The organism is Mesorhizobium sp. HAY1-8B (genome assembly GCF_056868045.1).
Genome location: NZ_CP200321.1, coordinates 1,254,380 through 1,273,007, shown reverse-complemented (window position 1 = coordinate 1,273,007; position 18,628 = coordinate 1,254,380). Strand labels below are relative to the sequence as shown.

The 18,628-nt window shown below is 62.5% G+C and carries 21 protein-coding genes and 2 pseudogenes; 10 read left to right on the top strand and 13 right to left on the bottom strand.

Translation table 11 applies throughout. The annotated features are described in order from the left end of the window. Positions 1-30: 30 nt before the first annotated feature. The 9 genes and pseudogenes from coaA to hisB form a co-directional block, all read right to left on the bottom strand. A complete protein-coding gene (gene coaA / locus AC1VON_RS06375; RefSeq protein ID WP_172347406.1) occupies positions 31-990 on the bottom strand; it encodes a type I pantothenate kinase in 960 nt (319 codons plus the stop codon). Positions 991-1,013: 23 nt separating this feature from the next. Next, positions 1,014-1,337: a phosphoribosyl-ATP diphosphatase gene (locus AC1VON_RS06370; RefSeq protein WP_172347407.1), complete on the bottom strand. Its 324-nt coding sequence runs from the start codon at positions 1,335-1,337 to the stop codon at positions 1,014-1,016. Between the two features lie 32 nt (positions 1,338-1,369). Next, positions 1,370-2,164, bottom strand: coding sequence for an imidazole glycerol phosphate synthase subunit HisF (gene hisF, locus AC1VON_RS06365; RefSeq protein ID WP_172352784.1), 795 nt, complete (start codon positions 2,162-2,164; stop codon positions 1,370-1,372). Then, positions 2,161-2,997, bottom strand: coding sequence for an arginase family protein (locus tag AC1VON_RS06360; protein WP_172347408.1), 837 nt, complete (start codon positions 2,995-2,997; stop codon positions 2,161-2,163). Before AC1VON_RS06360 ends, hisF begins: the two co-directional genes overlap by 4 nt. Next, positions 2,994-3,742, bottom strand: a pseudogene (hisA, locus tag AC1VON_RS06355) (1-(5-phosphoribosyl)-5-[(5-phosphoribosylamino)methylideneamino]imidazole-4-carboxamide isomerase). The gene AC1VON_RS06360 and the pseudogene hisA overlap by 4 nt, the downstream one beginning before the upstream one ends. 3 nt (positions 3,743-3,745) lie before the next feature. Beyond that, entirely contained in the window at positions 3,746-4,036 is a 291-nt protein-coding gene (locus AC1VON_RS06350; RefSeq protein ID WP_172347410.1) for a DUF1330 domain-containing protein, read from the bottom strand. A 3-nt stretch (positions 4,037-4,039) separates the two neighbouring features. After that, positions 4,040-4,690 carry an imidazole glycerol phosphate synthase subunit HisH gene (hisH, locus tag AC1VON_RS06345; protein ID WP_483121011.1) on the bottom strand — a complete coding sequence of 217 codons (651 nt, stop codon included), beginning with the start codon at positions 4,688-4,690 and terminating at the stop codon, positions 4,040-4,042. A 1-nt stretch (position 4,691) separates the two neighbouring features. Further along, on the bottom strand, positions 4,692-5,168 hold the full coding sequence (locus AC1VON_RS06340; protein ID WP_483121009.1) for a DUF2628 domain-containing protein: 477 nt from the start codon (positions 5,166-5,168) through the stop codon (positions 4,692-4,694). Positions 5,169-5,172: 4 nt separating this feature from the next. Continuing rightward, positions 5,173-5,773, bottom strand: a pseudogene (hisB, locus tag AC1VON_RS06335) (imidazoleglycerol-phosphate dehydratase HisB). 262 nt (positions 5,774-6,035) lie between these two features. Here hisB and hslV point away from each other — a divergent pair. The 5 genes from hslV to AC1VON_RS06310 all read left to right on the top strand — a co-directional run bounded on the left by hslV (position 6,036) and on the right by AC1VON_RS06310 (position 10,271). Next, a complete protein-coding gene (gene hslV, locus AC1VON_RS06330) occupies positions 6,036-6,587 on the top strand; it encodes an ATP-dependent protease subunit HslV (protein ID WP_483121007.1) in 552 nt (183 codons plus the stop codon). Positions 6,588-6,637: 50 nt separating this feature from the next. Beyond that, complete coding sequence (locus tag AC1VON_RS06325) at positions 6,638-7,192, top strand: GNAT family N-acetyltransferase (protein ID WP_483121006.1); 555 nt, start codon at positions 6,638-6,640, stop codon at positions 7,190-7,192. A 3-nt stretch (positions 7,193-7,195) separates the two neighbouring features. Continuing rightward, positions 7,196-7,795 carry a DUF2585 domain-containing protein gene (locus AC1VON_RS06320; protein WP_483121005.1) on the top strand — a complete coding sequence of 200 codons (600 nt, stop codon included), beginning with the start codon at positions 7,196-7,198 and terminating at the stop codon, positions 7,793-7,795. A gap of 4 nt (positions 7,796-7,799) precedes the next feature. Further along, a complete protein-coding gene (hslU, locus tag AC1VON_RS06315; RefSeq protein WP_172347417.1) occupies positions 7,800-9,110 on the top strand; it encodes an ATP-dependent protease ATPase subunit HslU in 1,311 nt (436 codons plus the stop codon). A 171-nt stretch (positions 9,111-9,281) separates the two neighbouring features. Next, on the top strand, positions 9,282-10,271 hold the full coding sequence (locus AC1VON_RS06310) for a DUF1402 family protein (protein WP_483121004.1): 990 nt from the start codon (positions 9,282-9,284) through the stop codon (positions 10,269-10,271). Positions 10,272-10,296: 25 nt separating this feature from the next. Here the strand turns inward: AC1VON_RS06310 and AC1VON_RS06305 are convergent, their stop codons facing one another. Genes AC1VON_RS06305 through AC1VON_RS06290 form a run of 4 tightly spaced genes read right to left on the bottom strand, consistent with a single transcriptional unit; the run spans position 10,297 to position 13,239 of the window. Next, positions 10,297-10,500, bottom strand: a complete 204-nt coding sequence (locus tag AC1VON_RS06305) for a hypothetical protein (protein WP_483121002.1) — start codon at positions 10,498-10,500, stop codon at positions 10,297-10,299. Positions 10,501-10,540: 40 nt separating this feature from the next. Continuing rightward, the gene (locus tag AC1VON_RS06300) at positions 10,541-11,770 is read right to left on the bottom strand and encodes an NAD(P)/FAD-dependent oxidoreductase (protein ID WP_483121001.1); all 1,230 of its coding nucleotides are present in this window, start codon (positions 11,768-11,770) and stop codon (positions 10,541-10,543) included. 5 nt (positions 11,771-11,775) lie between these two features. Next, positions 11,776-12,090 carry a Rieske (2Fe-2S) protein gene (locus AC1VON_RS06295; protein WP_140770385.1) on the bottom strand — a complete coding sequence of 105 codons (315 nt, stop codon included), beginning with the start codon at positions 12,088-12,090 and terminating at the stop codon, positions 11,776-11,778. 57 nt (positions 12,091-12,147) lie between these two features. Next, the gene (locus tag AC1VON_RS06290; RefSeq protein WP_483120999.1) at positions 12,148-13,239 is read right to left on the bottom strand and encodes a fatty acid desaturase family protein; all 1,092 of its coding nucleotides are present in this window, start codon (positions 13,237-13,239) and stop codon (positions 12,148-12,150) included. Between the two features lie 168 nt (positions 13,240-13,407). On the opposite strand from AC1VON_RS06290, the gene AC1VON_RS06285 reads away from it, so the two are divergent. The 5 genes from AC1VON_RS06285 to AC1VON_RS06265 all read left to right on the top strand — a co-directional run bounded on the left by AC1VON_RS06285 (position 13,408) and on the right by AC1VON_RS06265 (position 18,571). Continuing rightward, complete coding sequence (locus AC1VON_RS06285) at positions 13,408-14,439, top strand: LacI family DNA-binding transcriptional regulator (RefSeq protein ID WP_483120997.1); 1,032 nt, start codon at positions 13,408-13,410, stop codon at positions 14,437-14,439. A 70-nt stretch (positions 14,440-14,509) separates the two neighbouring features. Further along, complete coding sequence (locus AC1VON_RS06280) at positions 14,510-15,304, top strand: hypothetical protein (RefSeq protein WP_483120996.1); 795 nt, start codon at positions 14,510-14,512, stop codon at positions 15,302-15,304. A 369-nt stretch (positions 15,305-15,673) separates the two neighbouring features. Then, positions 15,674-16,615, top strand: a complete 942-nt coding sequence (locus AC1VON_RS06275; protein ID WP_172347424.1) for a sugar ABC transporter substrate-binding protein — start codon at positions 15,674-15,676, stop codon at positions 16,613-16,615. A 109-nt stretch (positions 16,616-16,724) separates the two neighbouring features. Continuing rightward, positions 16,725-17,801 carry an ABC transporter permease gene (locus tag AC1VON_RS06270; protein WP_140770395.1) on the top strand — a complete coding sequence of 359 codons (1,077 nt, stop codon included), beginning with the start codon at positions 16,725-16,727 and terminating at the stop codon, positions 17,799-17,801. A 2-nt stretch (positions 17,802-17,803) separates the two neighbouring features. Beyond that, positions 17,804-18,571, top strand: a complete 768-nt coding sequence (locus tag AC1VON_RS06265) for an ATP-binding cassette domain-containing protein (protein WP_027040720.1) — start codon at positions 17,804-17,806, stop codon at positions 18,569-18,571. Positions 18,572-18,628 lie beyond the last annotated feature (57 nt).

The following is an 18,628-nucleotide window of genomic DNA, read 5'->3' as shown; positions in this document are numbered from 1 at the left end:
GGCTCGTCGCGACGAGCCCGCCCTCGCCATCTAGAGTTTGCGCAGCGCCACTTCCTCGACCAGATGGTCGGCGCCCTTGCGCAGGATGAGGTCGGCGCGGGCGCGCGTCGGCAGGATGTTTTCGCGCAAATTCTTCAGATTGATGTTGGTCCACAGGCCTTCGGCGATGGCGCGCGCCGAATCCTCCGAGAGCTGCGAATATCGGTGGAAGAAGGAATCCGGATTGCGGAATGCGGTCTCGCGCAGACGCATGAAACGGGAAATGTACCACTGGTGGATCAGGTTCTCGTCGGCATCGATATAGATGGCGAAATCGAAAAAGTCCGACAGGAAAGGCACGATCTTGCCGTCCTGCGGCAGCTTGCCCGGCTGCAGCACATTGATGCCTTCGAAGATCAGGATGTCCGGCCGGTCGATGGTGACGAATTCGCCGGGAATGACGTCGTAGGTGAGATGCGAATAGACCGGCGCGCGCACATTGGGCAGCGCCGACTTGATGCCCGAGAGGAAACGCAGCAGCGCGCCGACATCGTAGCTGTCGGGAAAGCCCTTGCGTTCCATCAGGTTTTCGCGACGCAGGACCTCGTTGGGCAGCAGGAAGCCGTCGGTGGTGATGAGATCGACCTTGGGGCTCGACGGCCAGCGCGCCAGCAATTCCTTCAGCACGCGGGCCGTGGTCGATTTGCCGACCGCTACCGAGCCGGCGATGCCGATGATGAACGGCGTCTTGACGATATCGACGGCGTTGAAGAAGGCCTGGCGCTGCCTGAACAGCAATTGGCTGGCCTCGACATGCGCGGATAGAAGCCGCGACAGCGACAGATAGATGCGCTTGACCTCTTCGAGGTCGACCGGGTCGTTGAGCGAACGCAGCCGGCGGAACTCGTCCTCGCTCAGTGTCAGTGGCGTGTCGGCTCGGAATTGCGACCATTGCTCGGCGGAGAAGAAACGAAACGGGGAATATTTCTCGGTTGGCGCGAGCTGATCCATCGAGATACCTGCCCTCCTCGTGCTCAGCCCTTGGGCCGCGACGCCTTCTCGGCGATGCCCGAACGCGCGGTGCGGCTTTCGAGCTCCTGGAGCACGTCGCGCAACGGAACACCCGAAATGCCGAGAACGACGAGCCAATGATATATAAGATCGGCACTTTCGGAAACGAGGCCTTGTCTGTCGCCCTTGACGGCGGCAATCACGGTCTCGACCGCCTCTTCGCCAAGCTTCTGCGCCGCCTTGTCGATGCCGCGCGAAAACAGCTTGGCCGTCCACGAGTCCGCATCGCCGGAATGGGCGCGCTCATGGACGATTTTTTCCAGATCGGACAGCGAAAATTCAGCCATGGCGCCGAGAGCCTTTCTTAGCCGGAAAGCCTCTAGGACCGATAGACCGAGGAGTCCAGCCGCATCGGCAGCCCGGCCTCGGCCATATGCGCCTTGGCCTGCGCTATGGTGTAGGTGCCGAAATGGAAAATCGAGGCCGCCAGAACCGCGCCGGCATGGCCATCGCGAATGCCTTCGACCAGATGGTCCAGCGTGCCGACCCCGCCCGATGCGATGACTGGCGCGCGCACCGCATCAGCAATCGCACGCGTCAACGCGATGTCGTAGCCGGCCTTGGTGCCGTCGCGGTCCATCGAGGTCAACAGGATCTCGCCAGCGCCACGATCGACCATTTTCCGGGCGAATTCGACCGCGTCGATGCCGGTCTTCTCGCGTCCGCCATGGGTGAATATCTCCCAACGATCGACCTCGCCGGCGCCGGAAACCTTCTTGGCGTCGATGGCGACGACGATGCACTGATTGCCGAACTTGTCGGCTGCTTCGGCGACGAAATCCGGGTTCTTCACCGCAGCCGTGTTGATCGACACCTTGTCGGCGCCGGCCAAAAGCAGCTTCCTGATGTCGGCGACCTGGCGCACGCCGCCGCCGACGGTCAGCGGCATGAAGCACTGTTCCGCGGTGCGGGCAATGACATCGAAGATGGTTTCCCGGTTGTCGGACGAAGCGGTGATGTCGAGAAAACACAGTTCGTCGGCACCGGCGGCGTCATAGGCCTTGGCTGCCTCGACCGGGTCGCCAGCGTCGATGAGATCGACGAAATTGACGCCCTTGACGACACGACCGTCCTTGACGTCGAGACACGGGATGACGCGGGCTTTCAGCATCAGCGGCTCTCTATCGTGGCGATAAGGTCATTGAGCAACTGGCCGACCAGCGGCGGCACGTCAGCCTGGGCATCGAAGGCCGGATCGTAGGCGGAAACGGTGATGCCGACGACCGGTACAGCAAGCGCCATGGCGCAGGCCGCGTCGCGCAACTGTTCGGGGCTCGGCCCGCCAGGTGTGACATAGCGGTTGGCCTGCAGCTCCTTCGGGTCGTGCACGTCGAGATCGAGATGCATGTGCACGCTTTTGGCGCCGGCGGCTTTCAGCCTTTCGGTCGCTTGCGCCACGCCGGGGCATTCAGTGCGGATCACCGGCAAGGTCTTGAGGAGTTGTTGCTCGGCCGGATCGAGATCGCGGGCGTTGACGAGCACGCAGCGCGAGGGATCGATCGGCTGGAAGCCGGGAATGGCTGATGCCATCGGGCGCCAGCACAGACCGAGCACGGTCGCCAGCGCCATGCCGTCAAGGAAGCCGTATACGGAGGTCTCGGGCGTGTTGAGGTCGCCATGCTGGTCGGCCCAGATGATCGCATCGGCGCCTTCGCCGGCGACCGCGCCAGCACTGGTCAGGCAGTTTCCGGCGAGCACGATAGGAAACCGTCCCCTGTCGATGGCAATGCGGACCTCACCCGAGACGGCGTTGCAGACGGCAAAGCCGGTGGCGATCTCCCGCTCCTGGTCGCCGCCGACCCTGCCGATATCCTCGACCGCGACGTCGTGGCCAGCCATGGTCAGGGCATCGACGAGACCGCCCGCAATCAGCGCGTCCGGCCCCTGGCCCATGCCGCCATGGTAGTGGCCGCTGTCATAGGAGGCGAGGATGATGGTGATCTTCACGATTTCGCCTCCGCCACCGGCCGGCCCTGCAGGATCGCCAGCGCCTCGGCCGGATCGATGCGGCCGTCATAGAGCGCGCGGCCCGAGATGGCACCTTCGAGCTTTTGTGCGTCCGGCATGGTCATGCGCACGATGTCGGCGATCGAGGCCAGCCCCCCGAAGCGATGACCGGGATCGATACGGCGTCGGCGAGGTCGATGGTGGCATCCCAGTTGATGCCGGTCAGCACGCCGTCGCGATCGATGTCGGTGTAGATGATGGCGGCAACGCCGGCGCCTTCGAACTTCTTCGCCAGTTCGATGACGCCAAGGCTCGACGCTTCGGCCCAGCCCTCGACGGCGACCTTGCCGCCCTTGGCATCGATGCCGACCGCGACCTTGCCAGGGAAAGCCTTGCAGGCCTGCCGGACCAGATCGGGATCGCGCACCGCCACCGTGCCGAGAATGACGCGAGCGAGACCGCGAGCGAGCCAGTCCTCGATCTGCGCAATCGTGCGGATGCCGCCGCCGAGCTGCACCGGGTTCTTCGTCGCCTTGAGGATGGCGCCGACCGCCGCGCTGTTGACGCTCTGGCCCTTGAAGGCGCCGTTGAGGTCGACGACATGCAGCCATTCGAAGCCCTGGTCCTCGAAGGCTTTTGCCTGCGCGGCGGGATCATCGTTGTAGATGGTGGCGGTCGCCATGTCGCCGTGCTTCAGCCGCACGCATTGGCCGTCCTTGAGGTCGATGGCAGGAAACAGGATCACGATTCAGGCGCCTTCAACGATGACGAAATGGCCCGTCGATGCGGCCAGCCTGAATTTCGAGGCATGCTGATATTCGGGCGAATGATAGCATTCCACTGCCTTGTCGTAGGATTCGAACTCGATCACGACATGGCGATTGCCTGTCGGCTGTTCCGGGTTCTCGTGGCGGCCCGCCCGCACGATGAATTTGGCGCCGTACTTGTCAAAGGCAACAGCATTCGCCTCGATATAGTGCTTGTAGACCTCGGGATCGCGAACATCGATCATCGCCATCCAATAGCCCTTCCTGCTCATGTTTCAGGGCCTCCACTTCAGGAAATTGGTGATCAGCGCCAGCCCCAGCGCCTGGCTCTTCTCCGGATGGAACTGCGTGCCGACGAGATTGTCGCGGGCGACGGTGGCCGTCACCGGGCCGCCATAGTCGGCGACCGCCAGAACCTCGTCCGCCTTGCGCGCGTCGAGATGATAGGAGTGGACGAAATAGGCGTGCAGTCCCGCGGTTCCGGTTGGAATGCCGGCAAACAGCGGATGCTGGCGCCGAAGCTCGATCGTGTTCCAGCCGATCTGCGGGATCTTCAGCGCCGGATCGGCCGGCGTGATCTCCTTGACGTCGCCTGATATCCAGCCAAAGCCTTTGGTGACGGTTTTTTCCAGGCCGCGCTCGGACATCAGCTGCATGCCGACGCAGATGCCGAGGAAAGGCCGACCCTTGGCGATCGCGACGTCCTCGACCGCTTCCCACATGCCCTCGACGGCACGCAGGCCCGCCGCGCAGTCGGCATAGGCGCCGACGCCGGGCAGGACGATGCGGTCGGCGCTACGCACCCGGTCGGCATCGGCCGTCAGCTCGATCTCGGCCGATATGCCGGCTTCGCGCGCGGCGCGCTCGAAGGCCTTGGTGGCCGAGCGCAGATTGCCCGACCCATAGTCGATGATTGCTACCCGCATGTCAGGGCCGTCCCGGGATGTGGGTCAGGCCCAGCGCCATGCCGGGCTGCGCCGGGCGGGCCAGGGCGGCATCCGGAACCATGCGTGGCGCGGGAATGGTTTCCTCCGCGTGCCCTTCGGCCTCAAGCGCATAGCGGATGTCGGCGTCGCCGAGCCGGCCGGCGTGAACCACGCCCCATTCATGCCAGCCGCGCCGGCGAAGGGCAGCGATGCGCAACCCCTGCCCCTCCAGGCCGACATAGAACGAGACGAGCAGCGACAGCAGCGAACTTGCCAATCCAAGGCCAAGATTTTGCCCAGCCATCGAAAGCAGGCCCATGACGACGAAGGCAAGCCCGGCTTCGATCCACAGCCGATGCCAGGCGAGCCATAACGGCGGCACCAAGAGGCCGAGCCAGGTGAAGCCGTCGCGGACAAAGGCCGTGGTGTCGACCTTCTCGCTGCGGCCGGGCGGTTCCATCACGACATAGGCGGCCATGGCGCTATCCCTTCAAAGATCCCTTGGTGGAGGGAACCGCATCCGGCTGGCGCGGGTCCGGCTCGAGTGCCGTGCGCAGCGCGCGCGCCACCGCCTTGAAGCAGGTCTCGGCGATGTGGTGGTTGTTGGCGCCATAATGGTTGGTGACATGCAGCGTGATGCCGGCATTCTGCGCCAGCGCCTGGAAGAATTCCCTCACCAGTTCGGTGTCGAACGTGCCGATCTTGGGCGACGAGAAGGACACGTTCCAGACCAGGAACGGCCGGCCCGACACGTCGATCGCCGCACGCGTCAGCGTCTCGTCCATGGCAAGGTCGATCGAGGCATAGCGCATGATGCCGCGCCGTTCGCCCAGCGCCTTGGTCAGCGCCTGGCCGAGCGCGATGCCGGTGTCCTCGACCGTGTGATGGTCGTCAATATGCAGGTCGCCCGTCGCCCTGACCGTCATGTCGATCAGGGAATGGCGCGAGAAGCTGGTCCAGCATGTGGTCGAAGAAGCCGACGCCCGTGGCGATATCGGATTTGCCCGAGCCGTCGACATGGACAGACACCGAGATGTCGGTCTCCTTGGTCTTGCGGCTGGCTTCGGCGGAACGGGGCGCCATCACTCTATCCTTGTCCCAGCGGTTCACGTGGTAAACCGGGTTCACATGGTAAACCGGTTCACAGGCTCCAAGCGCTCGCGGACTTGAAAACGAATGCCTTCTATCAGCATGATCCGGCGATTGCCAGTTGCCTCGGACAGAGGTATCGGGCCTTGCCGGAGAGGCGATTTGCAATCATTGGTCCCGTGCATACATATGGCCGATAAAAATCACTCGTACCGCGCCAATCGCCTTTTGGGATCGCGCGAATCGGAGCCAGGAAATGTCTGATAATCTGACCATGCACGCCACGACCATCGTGACGGTGCGCAAGGGCAACAAGGTGGTGATCGCTGGCGACGGCCAGGTCAGCCTTGGCCAGACCATCATGAAGGGCAATGCCCGTAAAGTGCGCCGCATCGGCAAGGGCGGCAATGTGATTGCCGGTTTCGCCGGCGCCACCGCCGATGCCTTCACGCTGCTTGAGCGGCTGGAAGCCAAGCTCGAGCAGTATCCCGACCAGCTGACGCGCGCCTGCGTCGAACTCGCCAAGGACTGGCGCACCGACCGCTATCTGCGCCGGCTCGAGGCGATGATGCTGGTGGCCGACAAGTCGGTCTCGCTGGCGCTGACCGGCACCGGCGACGTACTCGAACCCGAATTTGGCGTCATGGCTATCGGGTCGGGCGGCAATTACGCATTGGCGGCGGCACGTGCGCTGATGGACACCGACAAGGATGCCGAGGAGATCGCCCGCAAGGCGATGCAGATCGCCTCCGATATCTGCGTCTACACCAACAACAATTTCGTCATCGAAACGCTCGATGCCGCCTGAGAAGGTGGGCCTTGATCCCGAAAAGTGGGAACCGGTTTTCGGAAAAGATCATGGCCAAACAAGAAGGTAGCTATGATTTTCGGCCGGTGACTGAAGAGGACCTGCCGATGATCGCCGGCTGGCTCGCCGAGCCTGAAGTCGCTCAGTGGTGGAACGATCCGGAGGCGGAAATCGCCGAGATCCGCGATCATATCGACTCGATTTCGGTCGAGCCGCTGATCGTCGAACTCGGCGGCAAGCCGATCGCCTATCTGCAGAGCTACGATCCGCATTTGGAAGACGACCATCCCTATGCCGACCAGCCGTTCGGCACGCTCGGCATCGACCTGTCGATCGGCCGGCCTGAACTGATCGGTATCGGCCATGGCTCGGCGATCGTGCGCCAATTCGTCGAAGACCTGTTCAGGGAAGGCGTACCGCGCGTCATCATCGATCCGGACCCGGCCAATATCAGGGCCATCCGCGCCTATGAAAAAGCCGGATTCCGGACCATTGATCGCAGGCAATCGGTCTATGGCAATGTGGTGCTGATGGCTATCGATGCAGAAGAGGGCGACGCTGAAGAGGGCGATGCCGAAGAAGGCGACGGGGAAGAGGGGCTATAGGGCATGAATGCATCCGGCGAGGAGAAGAACCTCTCGGCCTACGAAAACAGCTGGCGGATGGGGTTGCTGCTCGTTGCCGGGCTTGTCATCGTCCAGGCCGTCACGCTCTATCTGATGGGCCGGACGCCGATCTGTACATGCGGCTACGTCAAACTCTGGCATGGCGTGGTGAACAGTTCCGAGAATTCCCAGCACATTTCGGACTGGTACACCTTCTCGCACATCATCCACGGCTTCCTGTTCTACGCGCTGGCACGGTTCCTGTTCCCACGCTCGCCGATCGGCCTGAGGCTGGCGTTCGCCGTTCTCATCGAAGGCGGCTGGGAGTTGCTCGAGAACAGCCCGTTCATCATCGACCGCTACCGTGCCGGCACCATCTCGCTCGACTATTACGGCGACAGCATCATCAATTCGGTGTCCGACACACTGGCCATGGTGCTGGGATTTGTGATGGCGCGAAGGCTACCTATATGGGTGATCGTCAGCCTCGCCATCCTTTTCGAACTGGGTACCGGCTACCTCATCCGGGACAATCTGACACTCAACGTGATCATGCTGCTGCATCCGTTCGAGGCCATCAAGCAGTGGCAAAGTGGAATTTAGTGATATGAGCACATTTTCTCCCCGCGAAATCGTTTCGGAACTCGACCGCTTCATCATCGGCCAGAAGGACGCCAAGCGCGCCGTGGCCATCGCCTTGCGCAACCGCTGGCGCCGCCAGCAGCTGGAAGGCCAGATGCGCGAAGAGGTGATGCCGAAGAACATCCTGATGATCGGGCCGACCGGCGTCGGCAAGACCGAGATCTCGCGCCGCCTGGCGCGTCTGGCCGGTGCGCCTTTCGTCAAGGTCGAGGCAACCAAGTTCACCGAAGTCGGCTATGTCGGCCGTGACGTCGAGCAGATCATCCGCGATCTCGTCGAGATCGCCATCGGCCTGGTGCGCGAGAAGATGCGCGAGGACGTCAAGGCGCGCGCCCACATCAATGCCGAGGAACGCGTTCTGGAAGCGCTGGTCGGCAAGACGGCGAGCCCGGCGACGCGCGACAGCTTCCGCAAGAAGCTGCGCGACGGCGAACTCGACGACAAGGAGATCGAGATCGAAGTGGCCGATACCGGCAATGGCGGCATGCCCGGTTTCGAGATCCCCGGCATGCCGGGTGCCAATATCGGCGTGCTCAACATCAACGACATGCTGTCCAAGGCGATGGGCGGCAAGAAGACCAAGCTGCGCAAGACGACGGTGAAGGAATCCTACGATCTGCTGGTCGGTGACGAGTCCGACAAGCTGCTCGACCAGGACGAGGTGGTGCGCCGGGCGCTGGATGCCGCGGAAAATGACGGTATCGTCTTCCTCGACGAGATCGACAAGATCGCGGCCAGATCGGACATTTCGGGCGGGCCTTCGCGCGAAGGCGTGCAGCGCGACCTGCTGCCGCTGGTCGAAGGCACCACGGTGGCGACCAAATACGGGCCGCTGAAGACAGACCACATCCTGTTCATCGCATCGGGCGCCTTCCACGTCTCGAAGCCGTCCGACCTGTTGCCGGAATTGCAGGGCCGCCTGCCGATCCGGGTCGAGCTGCGCGCGCTCGAGAAGGAGGATTTCGTCCGCATCCTGACCGAGACGGAAGCGAGCCTGATCAAGCAGTATATCGCGCTGATGAAGACCGAGGGCGTCGACCTGACCTTCACCGACGACGCCATCGATTCGCTCGCCGGCATCGCTGTCGATCTCAACGCCAGCGTCGAGAATATCGGCGCTAGGCGACTGCAGACGGTGATGGAACGGGTGCTGGACGAGATTTCCTACGACGCGCCCGACCGCAACGGCACGAGCGTCACCATCGACGCCGCCTATGTGGAAAAGCATGTCGGCGATCTCTCCAGAAATACAGATTTGTCGCGATTCATCCTCTAAACGACAGCTCTGGAAGGTTCCGGCGCCGGAACAGGCAACACCTCCGGCGGAGTCATGTGTGGCCAGATGGTACCATCTGGCCACCTTTCGTCTTGCCGGCGGAAAGGGCGCTCTCGACTCAACCCAGAGCATTACCCTAGTTTGCGCGGCAATACCTCAGGGCGGCGGCGCATGAAAAAACTCATCCCAATTATTCTCAGGCCAATCATTCTCAGGCCAGTCATTCTGGGCTTGACGCTGGCCGCGACGCTGTTCGTCGCCGATGCGGCGACATTGGTGCCGCCGGGAAACCGCAATGCCGAGCAGCCCGACATTCCAGGCGCCTCGAGCCGGCGCACGCAGGCGACCAACACCACCTTCCAGGCGAAATACCGGAAGGTTTATGCCCTGCTGCAGAACGACGCCGATCTGCGCGCCAAGATCAAGAAGGCCGCTTCCGCCTACGGCATTGATCCCCTGCACATCGTCGGCGCCATCGTCGGCGAGCACACCTACAATGTCGACGCCTATGACCGGCTGCAGACATACTACGTCAAGGCGATCTCCTATCTTTCCAGCAAGCTGTCCTTCGCCTATGACGGCGAGGACATCACCGATTTCGTGCAGCGGCCGGAATTCAAGAAATGCGCCGCGATGTCGGACAGCTACGACCTTTGGGAATGCCGCGAGCAGGTCTGGAACCATTCGTTTCGCGGCAAATCGGTCGGAGGGACAAGCTTTCCCGATGACCGCTTCGGCGCCACTTTCTTCCAGCCCTACTATGCCGGCCAGACCTTCGGCCTTGGCCAGCTCAACCCTTTGACGGCGCTGCAGATGAGCGATCTCGTGCACAAGGTCTCCGGCCTGCCGAGGCTCGACGTCGGGGACCCCAATTCGGTCTACAAGACCATCATGGATCCCGACCTGACGCTGCCCTATGTCGCCGCTACGATCAGGAAATCGATCGATGCCTACAAGAGCATCGCCGGCTTCGACATTTCGGGAAATCCGGGACTGACCGCCACGCTCTACAATGTCGGCAATCCGGAGCAGCGTGCCTATGCGCTGAAGGCGGAGAACGACGAGCGTCGCGCCGCCGGTGAACAGGTGAAGCTGCCGGAAGAGAATTATTACGGCTGGCTGGTCAACGACAAGCTGCCGGAACTCAAGGCGCTTTTCTAGATCGCTTCAGGGAACCCGCAGAACCCTACGTCTGCCTGTCGCCGTCTTCGATCTTGGCAAGTGCATTCAGCCGCGCTTCGCTGATCTCCGCGCCGTTCTTGTCCAGAATGATGATACCCACGGCCTTGGCGCGCCGCAGTGCTTCGAGACGCGCTACAGCCTCTTTCGCAGCGGCAAAATCGTCCCTGATCTGCGCGACCGAAATGCCGTAGAGGATCGAATAGGGCATGAGCCGGTAACCTAGAGCAACCTGCGCAGGCTAGCACGGCTCAAGCGGCCAGCAACGATTTCAGCTTTACGGCCTGTGATCCCAGCGCCTCCGGCGCCGGCCTGGCCTGCTTGCCGATCAGCATTTCGGCCAGCCTGATGTCACGGGCGACAGCGTTGCCGGGACCGATGCCGCTGGCCGCCACCAGCCTGCCGTCCTCGGCCAGGTGGAAGATGATGAAGGCGCCATCATCGAGATCGCGTCGCACGGTGCCGCGGCCTTCGTCGGCAAGGCCGGATATCTGCAGGGTGAGCCCATACTGATCCGACCAGAACCACGGCACCGCCGCATGCGCTTCGCCGGCTCCGAGCATATTTTTCGCCGCCAGCGCGCCCTGTTCCTGCGCATTGCGCCAGGCTTCGAGCCGCACGCGGCGGCCGCCATAGACGGCAAGCGGGAACGAACAGCAGTCGCCGGCGGCAAAGACATCGGGATCGCTGCTGCGCAGCTCGGCATCGACCGCGATGCCATTGTCGATGGCCAGGCCGGCCTCGGCCGCGAGCCCGGTCACTGGCACGGCGCCGATGCCGATGATAGCGAGGTCGGCTGTGATTTCGCGTCCGCCGGCGAGCGCGATACGCACATGCTCGCCGTCGTCGGCGATGGACGCAAGGCCTTCACCGCACAGGATATCTACGCCTTCGGCGACATGCGCGGCATGAATGATTTCGGCGATCTCGGCCGGTACGCCGCGCATCAGGATGCGCGGCTGTGCCTCCACGACAGTGACCGCAGCGCCGAGATTGCGGGCCGCGGCGGCGAGTTCGAGGCCGATGAAGCCGCCGCCGATGACGGCGATGCGGTTGCCCGCACGGAGGTGGGCGCGAATGGCCAGCGCATCGCCGAATGTCCTGAGATAAACGCAGCGCTTGCCGAGGCCAGGCATCTGCAGTTTGCGCGGGGTCGAGCCGGTGGCCAGCAGCAACTTGTCGTAGGGCAGGACCGAACCGTCCGACAGGCGCACCGTATGCGCCGCGCGATCGATCGCGACGGCCCGGACGGAACGGATATGCCGGATCGATTTCTCGGCCAGGATCGCGTCGCTGGCGATCGCCTTGATTTCCGGCGCGTCGCCGGCCATCGCGTCCTTGGACAAAGGCGGCCGTTCGTACGGCAGGTGCGGCTCGTCGCCGACCAGCGTCACCGGCCCGTCATAGCCGAGATCGCGCAGCGTGAGCGCTGCGCGCCCCCCGCATTCGCCAGCCCCTATGATGACCATTCCGCGCGTCATCTCCGTCACCCGATCTGCACGAGGACTTTGCCGGCGTCGACCCTGACCGGATAGGTCCTGAGGTTGACGCAGACCGGCGCGCCCCTGGCCGCGCCGGTCTTGTAGTTGAAGCGACCATTGTGCTTGGGGCATTCGATGATGTCGTCCATCACCAGACCGTCGGCAAGATGCACCTTTTCATGTGTGCAGAGCCCGTCCGTGGCGAAGTATTCATCGTCCGGGCTGCGATAGATGGCGAAGGTGCGCCCGCCATGATCGAAGCGCATCACATCCTCTTCGTCGATGTCATCGGCAGCACAGGCCTCGACCCAGTCGCTCATTCAGTTCTTTCCCCAGGGAATTGCGTTGAAACAAAGAGTGTAGATCGGATGCCACGATCATTCCGCCGCGGCGGCGATGACATCGCCATGGAATTCCTCGCGGTACGGCTTGGCGGTCGGCGGCAGTTCGCGCTTGAGGAAATAATCCTCGTTGCGCAGCTGGCGCAGGAAGACCGGGATCATCTCGCGGTAGCCGGCCAGGATCGATGGCGTCGGCGCCGGCAGATCATGCTTGATCAGCGCATGCAGCTTGGGCAGAGCATGGTAAGGCACCATCGGGAACATGTGATGCTCCACATGATAGTTCATGTTCCAGTAGATGAACCGGCTGATCGGGTTCATGTAGACGGTACGGCTGTTGAGCCGGTGGTCGATGACATTGTCGGCGAGGCCGCCATGCTGCAGCAGGCCGACCATGACGTGATGCCAGGCGCCATAGAGCCTGGGCAGGCCGACCAGCATCAAGGGCAGAAACGATCCGGTGTAGAGCGCCAGCACGATGGTTGCGGCATAGATCGCGGTCCAGATACGGGCAATGCGGATCGCCTTGCCCTGCTCCTGCTCGGGAATGAAGGTCTTTTCGGCCGCGCTGATGTTGCCGGCCGCGTTGCGCAGCATGTCCGACATCGCATGCCAGGCATCGAGCACGCCGACAAAGCCGAGGATGGCGCGCACCAGGTCCGGCGGCCGCATGACCGAGATTTCCGGGTCGCGGCCGACGATGATGGTGTCGGTGTGATGGCGCGTGTGACTCCAGCGCCAGGTCACCGGGTTGCGCATGATCATGAAGCAGGCGATCTGATAGATCACATCATTCATCCACTGCGTCCGGAAAGCCGTGCCGTGGCCGCATTCGTGCCAACGTGAATCGGTGGATGAGCCGTAGAAGACGCCATAGACGAAGAAGAACGGCACACACCACCAAGTGCCCCAGAACCAGGCGCCACCCGCACCGCTGACAATGAGGGCGGCGAGCCAGATCGCGGTGTCGCGGATCGCCGGCCCGTCGGAGCGTTGCATCAGCTCCTTCATCTGCTTGCGCGGAATGTCCGTGTGATACCACTCGGCCGCCGACAGCCCGTTTTCCACGGCGAGCTTGGCGTCGCGCCCGATCAGGCTGTAGTCACGCCGGGACGGCGCTGTCGTCATGATTGCCTCCCTCGGCTGGGCATCCGCCCGGGCGAATGCGGCTCACCCATTGGCTTCGAGCCTAAAAATACCGCCGAGCGATGATAGACTCAATATCACAAAGATAGTTTCTATCATTTCCTATCAGAATGATGTATCCATGCTATTGGGAATAGAACGAGGGCGATCATGGCGAAACGGCCGACCATCACCGATCTGGCACGCATTTCCGGCGTCAGCGTTGCCACGGTGGACCGGGTGCTCAACAACCGCCTGCCAGTGCGCGAGGAAACCGCGCGCCGTGTCTACGAGACCGCGACCGAGATCGGCTATCACGCCGCCGGCCTGATCAAGCAGCGGATGCGCCATGAGCTGCCGGAGTACCGGCTCGGCTTCCTGCTGTTGCGAGGCAATGACGTGTTCTATTCGGAGTTCGCGCGGCAGCTCGAGCTCGCGGTCTCGCAATCACAGCGCTTCCGCGGCGTCGCGATCATCGATTTCGCCAGTTCGCTGACGCCGGACGAAATCGTCGAGCGCACGCGCAAGCTGGCGGCCAGATGCAGGGCCGTCGCGCTGGTCGGGCCGGATCACCCGACGCTGACGGTCGTCGTCGAGGAGATGAAGGCCAAGGGGTTGCCGGTGTTTTCGTTGCTGTCCGACTTCGCGGCCGGCATTCGCGAAGGCTATGTCGGCCTCGACAACCGCAAGGTCGGCCGCACCGCGGCCTGGATGATCTCGAAAGCGGCGAAACGGCCTGGCAAGGTCGCGCTGTTCGTCGGCAGCCACCGCTTCCACGGGCATGAGTTGCGCGAGATCGGCTTCCGCTCCTTCTTCCGCGAACAGGCGCCGGACTTCACCTTGCTTGAAACGCTGGTCAATCTCGAGGCCAACCAGATCACGCAGGATACGCTGCTCGATGTTCTCGCCCGCCATCCCGATCTGGTCGGCTGCTATGTCGCCGGCGGCGGCATGGAAGGCGCGGTCGCGGCGCTGAGGCAAGCCAGGCCGGCACAGATGCCGGCGGTGATCTGCAACGAGATCACGGCGGTCTCGCGTTCGGCCCTGGCCGACGGCATCCTGACGATGGTGATCTCGACGCCGCTGACCGCACTTTGCCGCGACCTCATGGACCTGATGGCGCATGCCATCGAGACCGGCGCCGCGAACGCGCCGGGGCAGACCTTCCTGCCGTTTGAAATCTACCTGCCCGAGAATATCTAGCGATGCATTGCGCCTCCGGGTATCGCCCGGCCGAGTTGACGCAGAATCCCGTCGCCAATATAGACCGCTAATGGGTGAGGACAGGTTTGGGTACATCGCCTTTGGCAAGGACGAGCTCTATGCTCGTGGGGCGCTTTTCAGCGCCCTTCGGCTGTTGCATTACACGCCGGGAGCCAGAATTTCAGTCCTGACGGACCGGCCAGGCGTTTTCGACGGCTATCCGATCGAAGCGATCGAGCTTACCGCCAAAGAAATGACCGAGATGTCTTTTGGCGATCGGTACCTGTTTGGCATCAAGGCGGCCGGCATCATTGAGCTATTGCGGCGTTGCGATCGCCTGTTTTTCATGGATACCGACATCTACCCCGTTGGCAATGTATCGAGATGCTTCGGAAAAATCTCCGCCTCGCACTCGATCATGAGAAAATGCGAAGGGACGCCAAAGGCCGCCGCCTATCAGGCAATCGCGGATAAGGGATTTTTGCTTGGGGACCAGCGGCTGTCCGGACGCGAGCCGATGTGGAATAGCGGCGTCGTAGGTGTCCACAATTCCAATCTTCCGGCGCTGGCTGAAGCTTACCAGGCCATCGAGCAAATGATCGGCGTGGTCAGAGCACACACGTCCGAACAGTTCTGCATTGGTGTGGCGTTATCGCAGCACGGTCGCTCCATAAGCGGACACTGGCTGCCCCTGCGGAACTATAACACCAGAGGTCGAAAGCTATTTGCCAGGCAGCGCATTGAAGCCTTTTTCGAGCGCGCCAATCATCTTACCGTAAGTCAACAGATAGAGTCCGCGGGAAGATACCGGGTGTGGCGGGCTCCGCTCGACTTGTTGATGCAGCGGGACATCTGGCACTTCTAGGCCAATCGCCGCAGCCCATCACGGGCCCCTCACTTATGCCCCCGGACTTGCCCCGGCTTGGGTCAGCCCTCGCATCGAGCACGCTCGCCCAGCCCGCATCGACGCCGCTTTCCCGCATCGGCCAAAATCGCGCATCCGGTTCTGGAATCGCCCTTGACGCCTTGTGGCAAAATGGAATAAATATTTCACCAACTGTATATTTTGGTTCTTTCGTTCCGGAACGTCTGTTTCAAACGGAGAGTTTGGCGTTCCAGCCGATGCGGGGAATGCAGCGCGGAACGAAACGATATCAGGGAGAGATTCCCCGGGGAGATCGGGGATTCCGGATAGATCGGTGCAACCGGACACCAAAAGTGGAGGAGAGATACAATGAAGAAACTGCTTTTGGGCGTCGCCTTCGCGGCGCTGATGAGTTCATCGGCCATGGCCGCCAAGATCGGCGTATCGATGGCCAAGTTCGACGACAACTTCCTCACCGTGCTGCGCAACGGCATGATCGCGCAGGCCAAGGGCATGAGCGGCGTCGAGCTGCAGGTCGAGGACGCACAGAACGACGTCGCCAAGCAGCTCGACCAGATCAAGAACTTCGCCGCTTCGGGCGTCGACGCCATCATTGTCAACCCTGTCGACACCTCGGCCACGCAGGCGATGTCGGACGCCGCCGCGGCCGCCAAGATCCCGCTGGTCTACGTCAACCGCGAGCCGGTCAATGTGAACTCGCTGCCGGACAACCAGGCCTTCGTCGCCTCGAACGAAGCCGATTCCGGCACGCTCGAGACCAAGGAAGTCTGCCGCCTGTTCAAGGAGGCCGGCAAGAAGGAAGCCAATGTCTATGTGATCATGGGCGAGCTTTCCAACCAGGCCGCCGTGCAGCGCACCAAGGACATCGAAGAGGTGATCGCCACGCCGGACTGCAGCTTCATCAAGATCATCGACAAGCAGACCTCGAACTGGAACCGCGACGAGGCACAGAACCTGATGACCAACTGGCTGTCGACCGGCAAGCCGTTCGATGGCGTCATCGCCAACAATGACGAAAGCGCCATCGGCGCCATCCAGGCGATGAAGGCCGCCAACATCGACATGAAATCGGTTGTCGTCGGCGGCGTCGACGCCACCCAGGACGCGCTGGCGGCGATGCAGGCGGGCGACCTTGACGCAACCGTGTTCCAGGACGCGGCCGGCCAGGGTGCCGGCGCGCTGGATGCGGCGCTCAAGCTGTCCAAGGGTGAAAAGGTCGAGCACAAGGTCTACGTGCCGTTCCAGCTCGTCACCCCAGCCAACATCGACAAGTTCCTGAAGAAGAACTGAGCCACGGACATACGGAGCGGCGCTTTCGCGCCAAAGAAGGCGCCGCTCCTCTTTCCCTCAGCGCCTGAAGGCGATCGAGGAACGACCGCGGCTGACGGAGGATAGAAGATTGTCACAGACATCCCATGGCGTCGGAGGGCTCACCTACGATGCGAAGAAGCGCGCATGGCCGGCCGAGCTCAATGTTTTCCTGGCGCTTGTCATCCTCGTCGTCGCCTTTGAAGTGATCGGCCGGGTCTTTCTCGGCGACAGTTTCCTGTTCAACACCCGCAGCGACGTCGGCGGCATCTTCAACGAGGCGCGCCTGCAGATCATCATCCTGCAGGTGTCGATCGTCGGCATCATCGCCATCGGCGTGACGCAGGTGATCATCACCGGAGGTATCGACCTGTCCTCGGGTTCGATTGTCGGCGCCACCGCCATGATCGCCATGAGTTTCGCCCAGGTGGCAACCGTCAACGGCAACCCAAATCCCAAGGCGATGTTCCTGGCGCAAGGCTGGACCGACCTGCCTGTGATCGTGCCGCTGCTGGTCGCGATCGGCTGCGGCCTGCTGGCCGGCCTCGTCAACGGCGCCTTGATCGCCTACACGCGCATTCCGCCCTTCATCGCCACGCTCGGCATGATGGTGACCGCGCGCGGCATCGCCAAATGGTGGTCCAAGGGCCAACCGATCTCGTTTCCCACCGACAGCTTCGCCGCGATCGGCAAGGGTCTGATGCCTGTCATCATCTTCCTGTCGCTGGCGGTGCTGTTCCAACTGATCCTGACCTACACCCGCTACGGCAAGCACTGCTATGCGATCGGCTCCAATGAGGACGCCGCGCGCATGTCCGGCATCAAGATCGCCAACCACAAGATCCTGGTCTACGTCATCGCCGGCATTCTCGCCTCGCTCGCCGCCGTGGTGCTCTCCTCCAAGAACCTCACCGCCCAGGCCGGCATGGGCGTGATGTACGAACTCGACGCCATCGCCATGGCGGTCATCGGCGGCGTCTCCCTGTCGGGCGGCCGCGGCTCGATCATCGGCACGGTGATCGGTTCGCTGATCTTCGGCGTCATCATCTCCGGCTTCACCTTCCTGCGCCTCGACGCCTACTACCAGGAGATGGTCAAGGGCGTGATCATCGTCGGCGCGGTCGTTCTCGACCAGTGGCGCCAACGCCTGCGGGCATTGAGGGCTTGACCATGTCAGACATCGTCCTGAAGACCGAAAACCTCACCAAACGCTATGGCGGCGTGCATGCGCTCGAGGGCGCCAACTTCGAGCTGCGCAAGGGCGAGCATGTCGCCATCATGGGTGACAATGGCGCCGGCAAATCGACATTCGTGCGCCAGATCACCGCGGTCGAGCAGCGCACCAGCGGCCAGATCTGGTTCGATGGCAAGGAAGTGAATTTTGCCGGGCCGATCGAAGCGCGCACGGCGGGCATCGAGACCGTGTTCCAGAACCTGGCATTGGCCGATGATCTCGACGTGCCGTCGAACCTGTTCCTTGGCCGCGAAAAGGTGCTGTTCAATCTCGGGCCGTTCTCAATCCTCGACCGCAAATACATGCGCAAGGCAACCGAGGCTGCACTGATCCGCACGGCGGTGAAAATCCCCAATCTCTCCAACACCATCCGCCACATGTCGGGCGGCCAGCGCCAGTGCGTGGCGATCGCCAGGACGGCGACCTTCGCCTCCAAGCTGATCATCATGGACGAACCGACGGCGGCCCTCGGCGTGCAGGAGACGGCGCAGGTCGAAAACATCATCCGTACGCTGAAGGACAATGGCGAGCCGCTGATCCTGATCAGCCACAATATGCGCCAGGTGTTCGACCTGTGCGACCGCATCGTCGTCTTCCGGCGCGGCCGCATCGTCGCCAATCTGCGCAAGGAGAACACCGACGGCCAGGACATCGTCTCCTACATCACCGGCGCCAAGACCGGAGAGGCGGAACTCGCGGCTTGAGGCCGGGCGTGGTCTCCCGGTTCCGGGACGATCCGCCGCGCCAGGAAAATAGCCTTG

Bases quoted from the DNA above. Each gene is read 5' to 3' on its own strand.
- hslV (WP_483121007.1), top strand. From the start codon at position 6,036: ATGTCTGATAATCTGACCATGCACGCCACGACCATCGTGACGGTGCGC.
- AC1VON_RS06265 (WP_027040720.1), top strand. From the start codon at position 17,804: ATGTCAGACATCGTCCTGAAGACCGAAAACCTCACCAAACGCTATGGC.
- hslU (WP_172347417.1), top strand. From the start codon at position 7,800: ATGAGCACATTTTCTCCCCGCGAAATCGTTTCGGAACTCGACCGCTTC.
- AC1VON_RS06350 (WP_172347410.1), bottom strand. From the start codon at position 4,036: ATGAGCAGGAAGGGCTATTGGATGGCGATGATCGATGTTCGCGATCCC.
- AC1VON_RS06310 (WP_483121004.1), top strand. From the start codon at position 9,282: ATGAAAAAACTCATCCCAATTATTCTCAGGCCAATCATTCTCAGGCCA.
- coaA (WP_172347406.1), bottom strand. From the start codon at position 990: ATGGATCAGCTCGCGCCAACCGAGAAATATTCCCCGTTTCGTTTCTTC.
- AC1VON_RS06295 (WP_140770385.1), bottom strand. From the start codon at position 12,090: ATGAGCGACTGGGTCGAGGCCTGTGCTGCCGATGACATCGACGAAGAG.
- AC1VON_RS06285 (WP_483120997.1), top strand. From the start codon at position 13,408: ATGGCGAAACGGCCGACCATCACCGATCTGGCACGCATTTCCGGCGTC.
- AC1VON_RS06300 (WP_483121001.1), bottom strand. From the start codon at position 11,770: ATGACGCGCGGAATGGTCATCATAGGGGCTGGCGAATGCGGGGGGCGC.
- AC1VON_RS06275 (WP_172347424.1), top strand. From the start codon at position 15,674: ATGAAGAAACTGCTTTTGGGCGTCGCCTTCGCGGCGCTGATGAGTTCA.
- hisH (WP_483121011.1), bottom strand. From the start codon at position 4,690: ATGCGGGTAGCAATCATCGACTATGGGTCGGGCAATCTGCGCTCGGCC.
- AC1VON_RS06280 (WP_483120996.1), top strand. From the start codon at position 14,510: ATGGGTGAGGACAGGTTTGGGTACATCGCCTTTGGCAAGGACGAGCTC.
- AC1VON_RS06325 (WP_483121006.1), top strand. From the start codon at position 6,638: ATGGCCAAACAAGAAGGTAGCTATGATTTTCGGCCGGTGACTGAAGAG.
- AC1VON_RS06320 (WP_483121005.1), top strand. From the start codon at position 7,196: ATGAATGCATCCGGCGAGGAGAAGAACCTCTCGGCCTACGAAAACAGC.
- AC1VON_RS06370 (WP_172347407.1), bottom strand. From the start codon at position 1,337: ATGGCTGAATTTTCGCTGTCCGATCTGGAAAAAATCGTCCATGAGCGC.
- AC1VON_RS06290 (WP_483120999.1), bottom strand. From the start codon at position 13,239: ATGACGACAGCGCCGTCCCGGCGTGACTACAGCCTGATCGGGCGCGAC.
- AC1VON_RS06305 (WP_483121002.1), bottom strand. From the start codon at position 10,500: ATGCCCTATTCGATCCTCTACGGCATTTCGGTCGCGCAGATCAGGGAC.
- AC1VON_RS06340 (WP_483121009.1), bottom strand. From the start codon at position 5,168: ATGGCCGCCTATGTCGTGATGGAACCGCCCGGCCGCAGCGAGAAGGTC.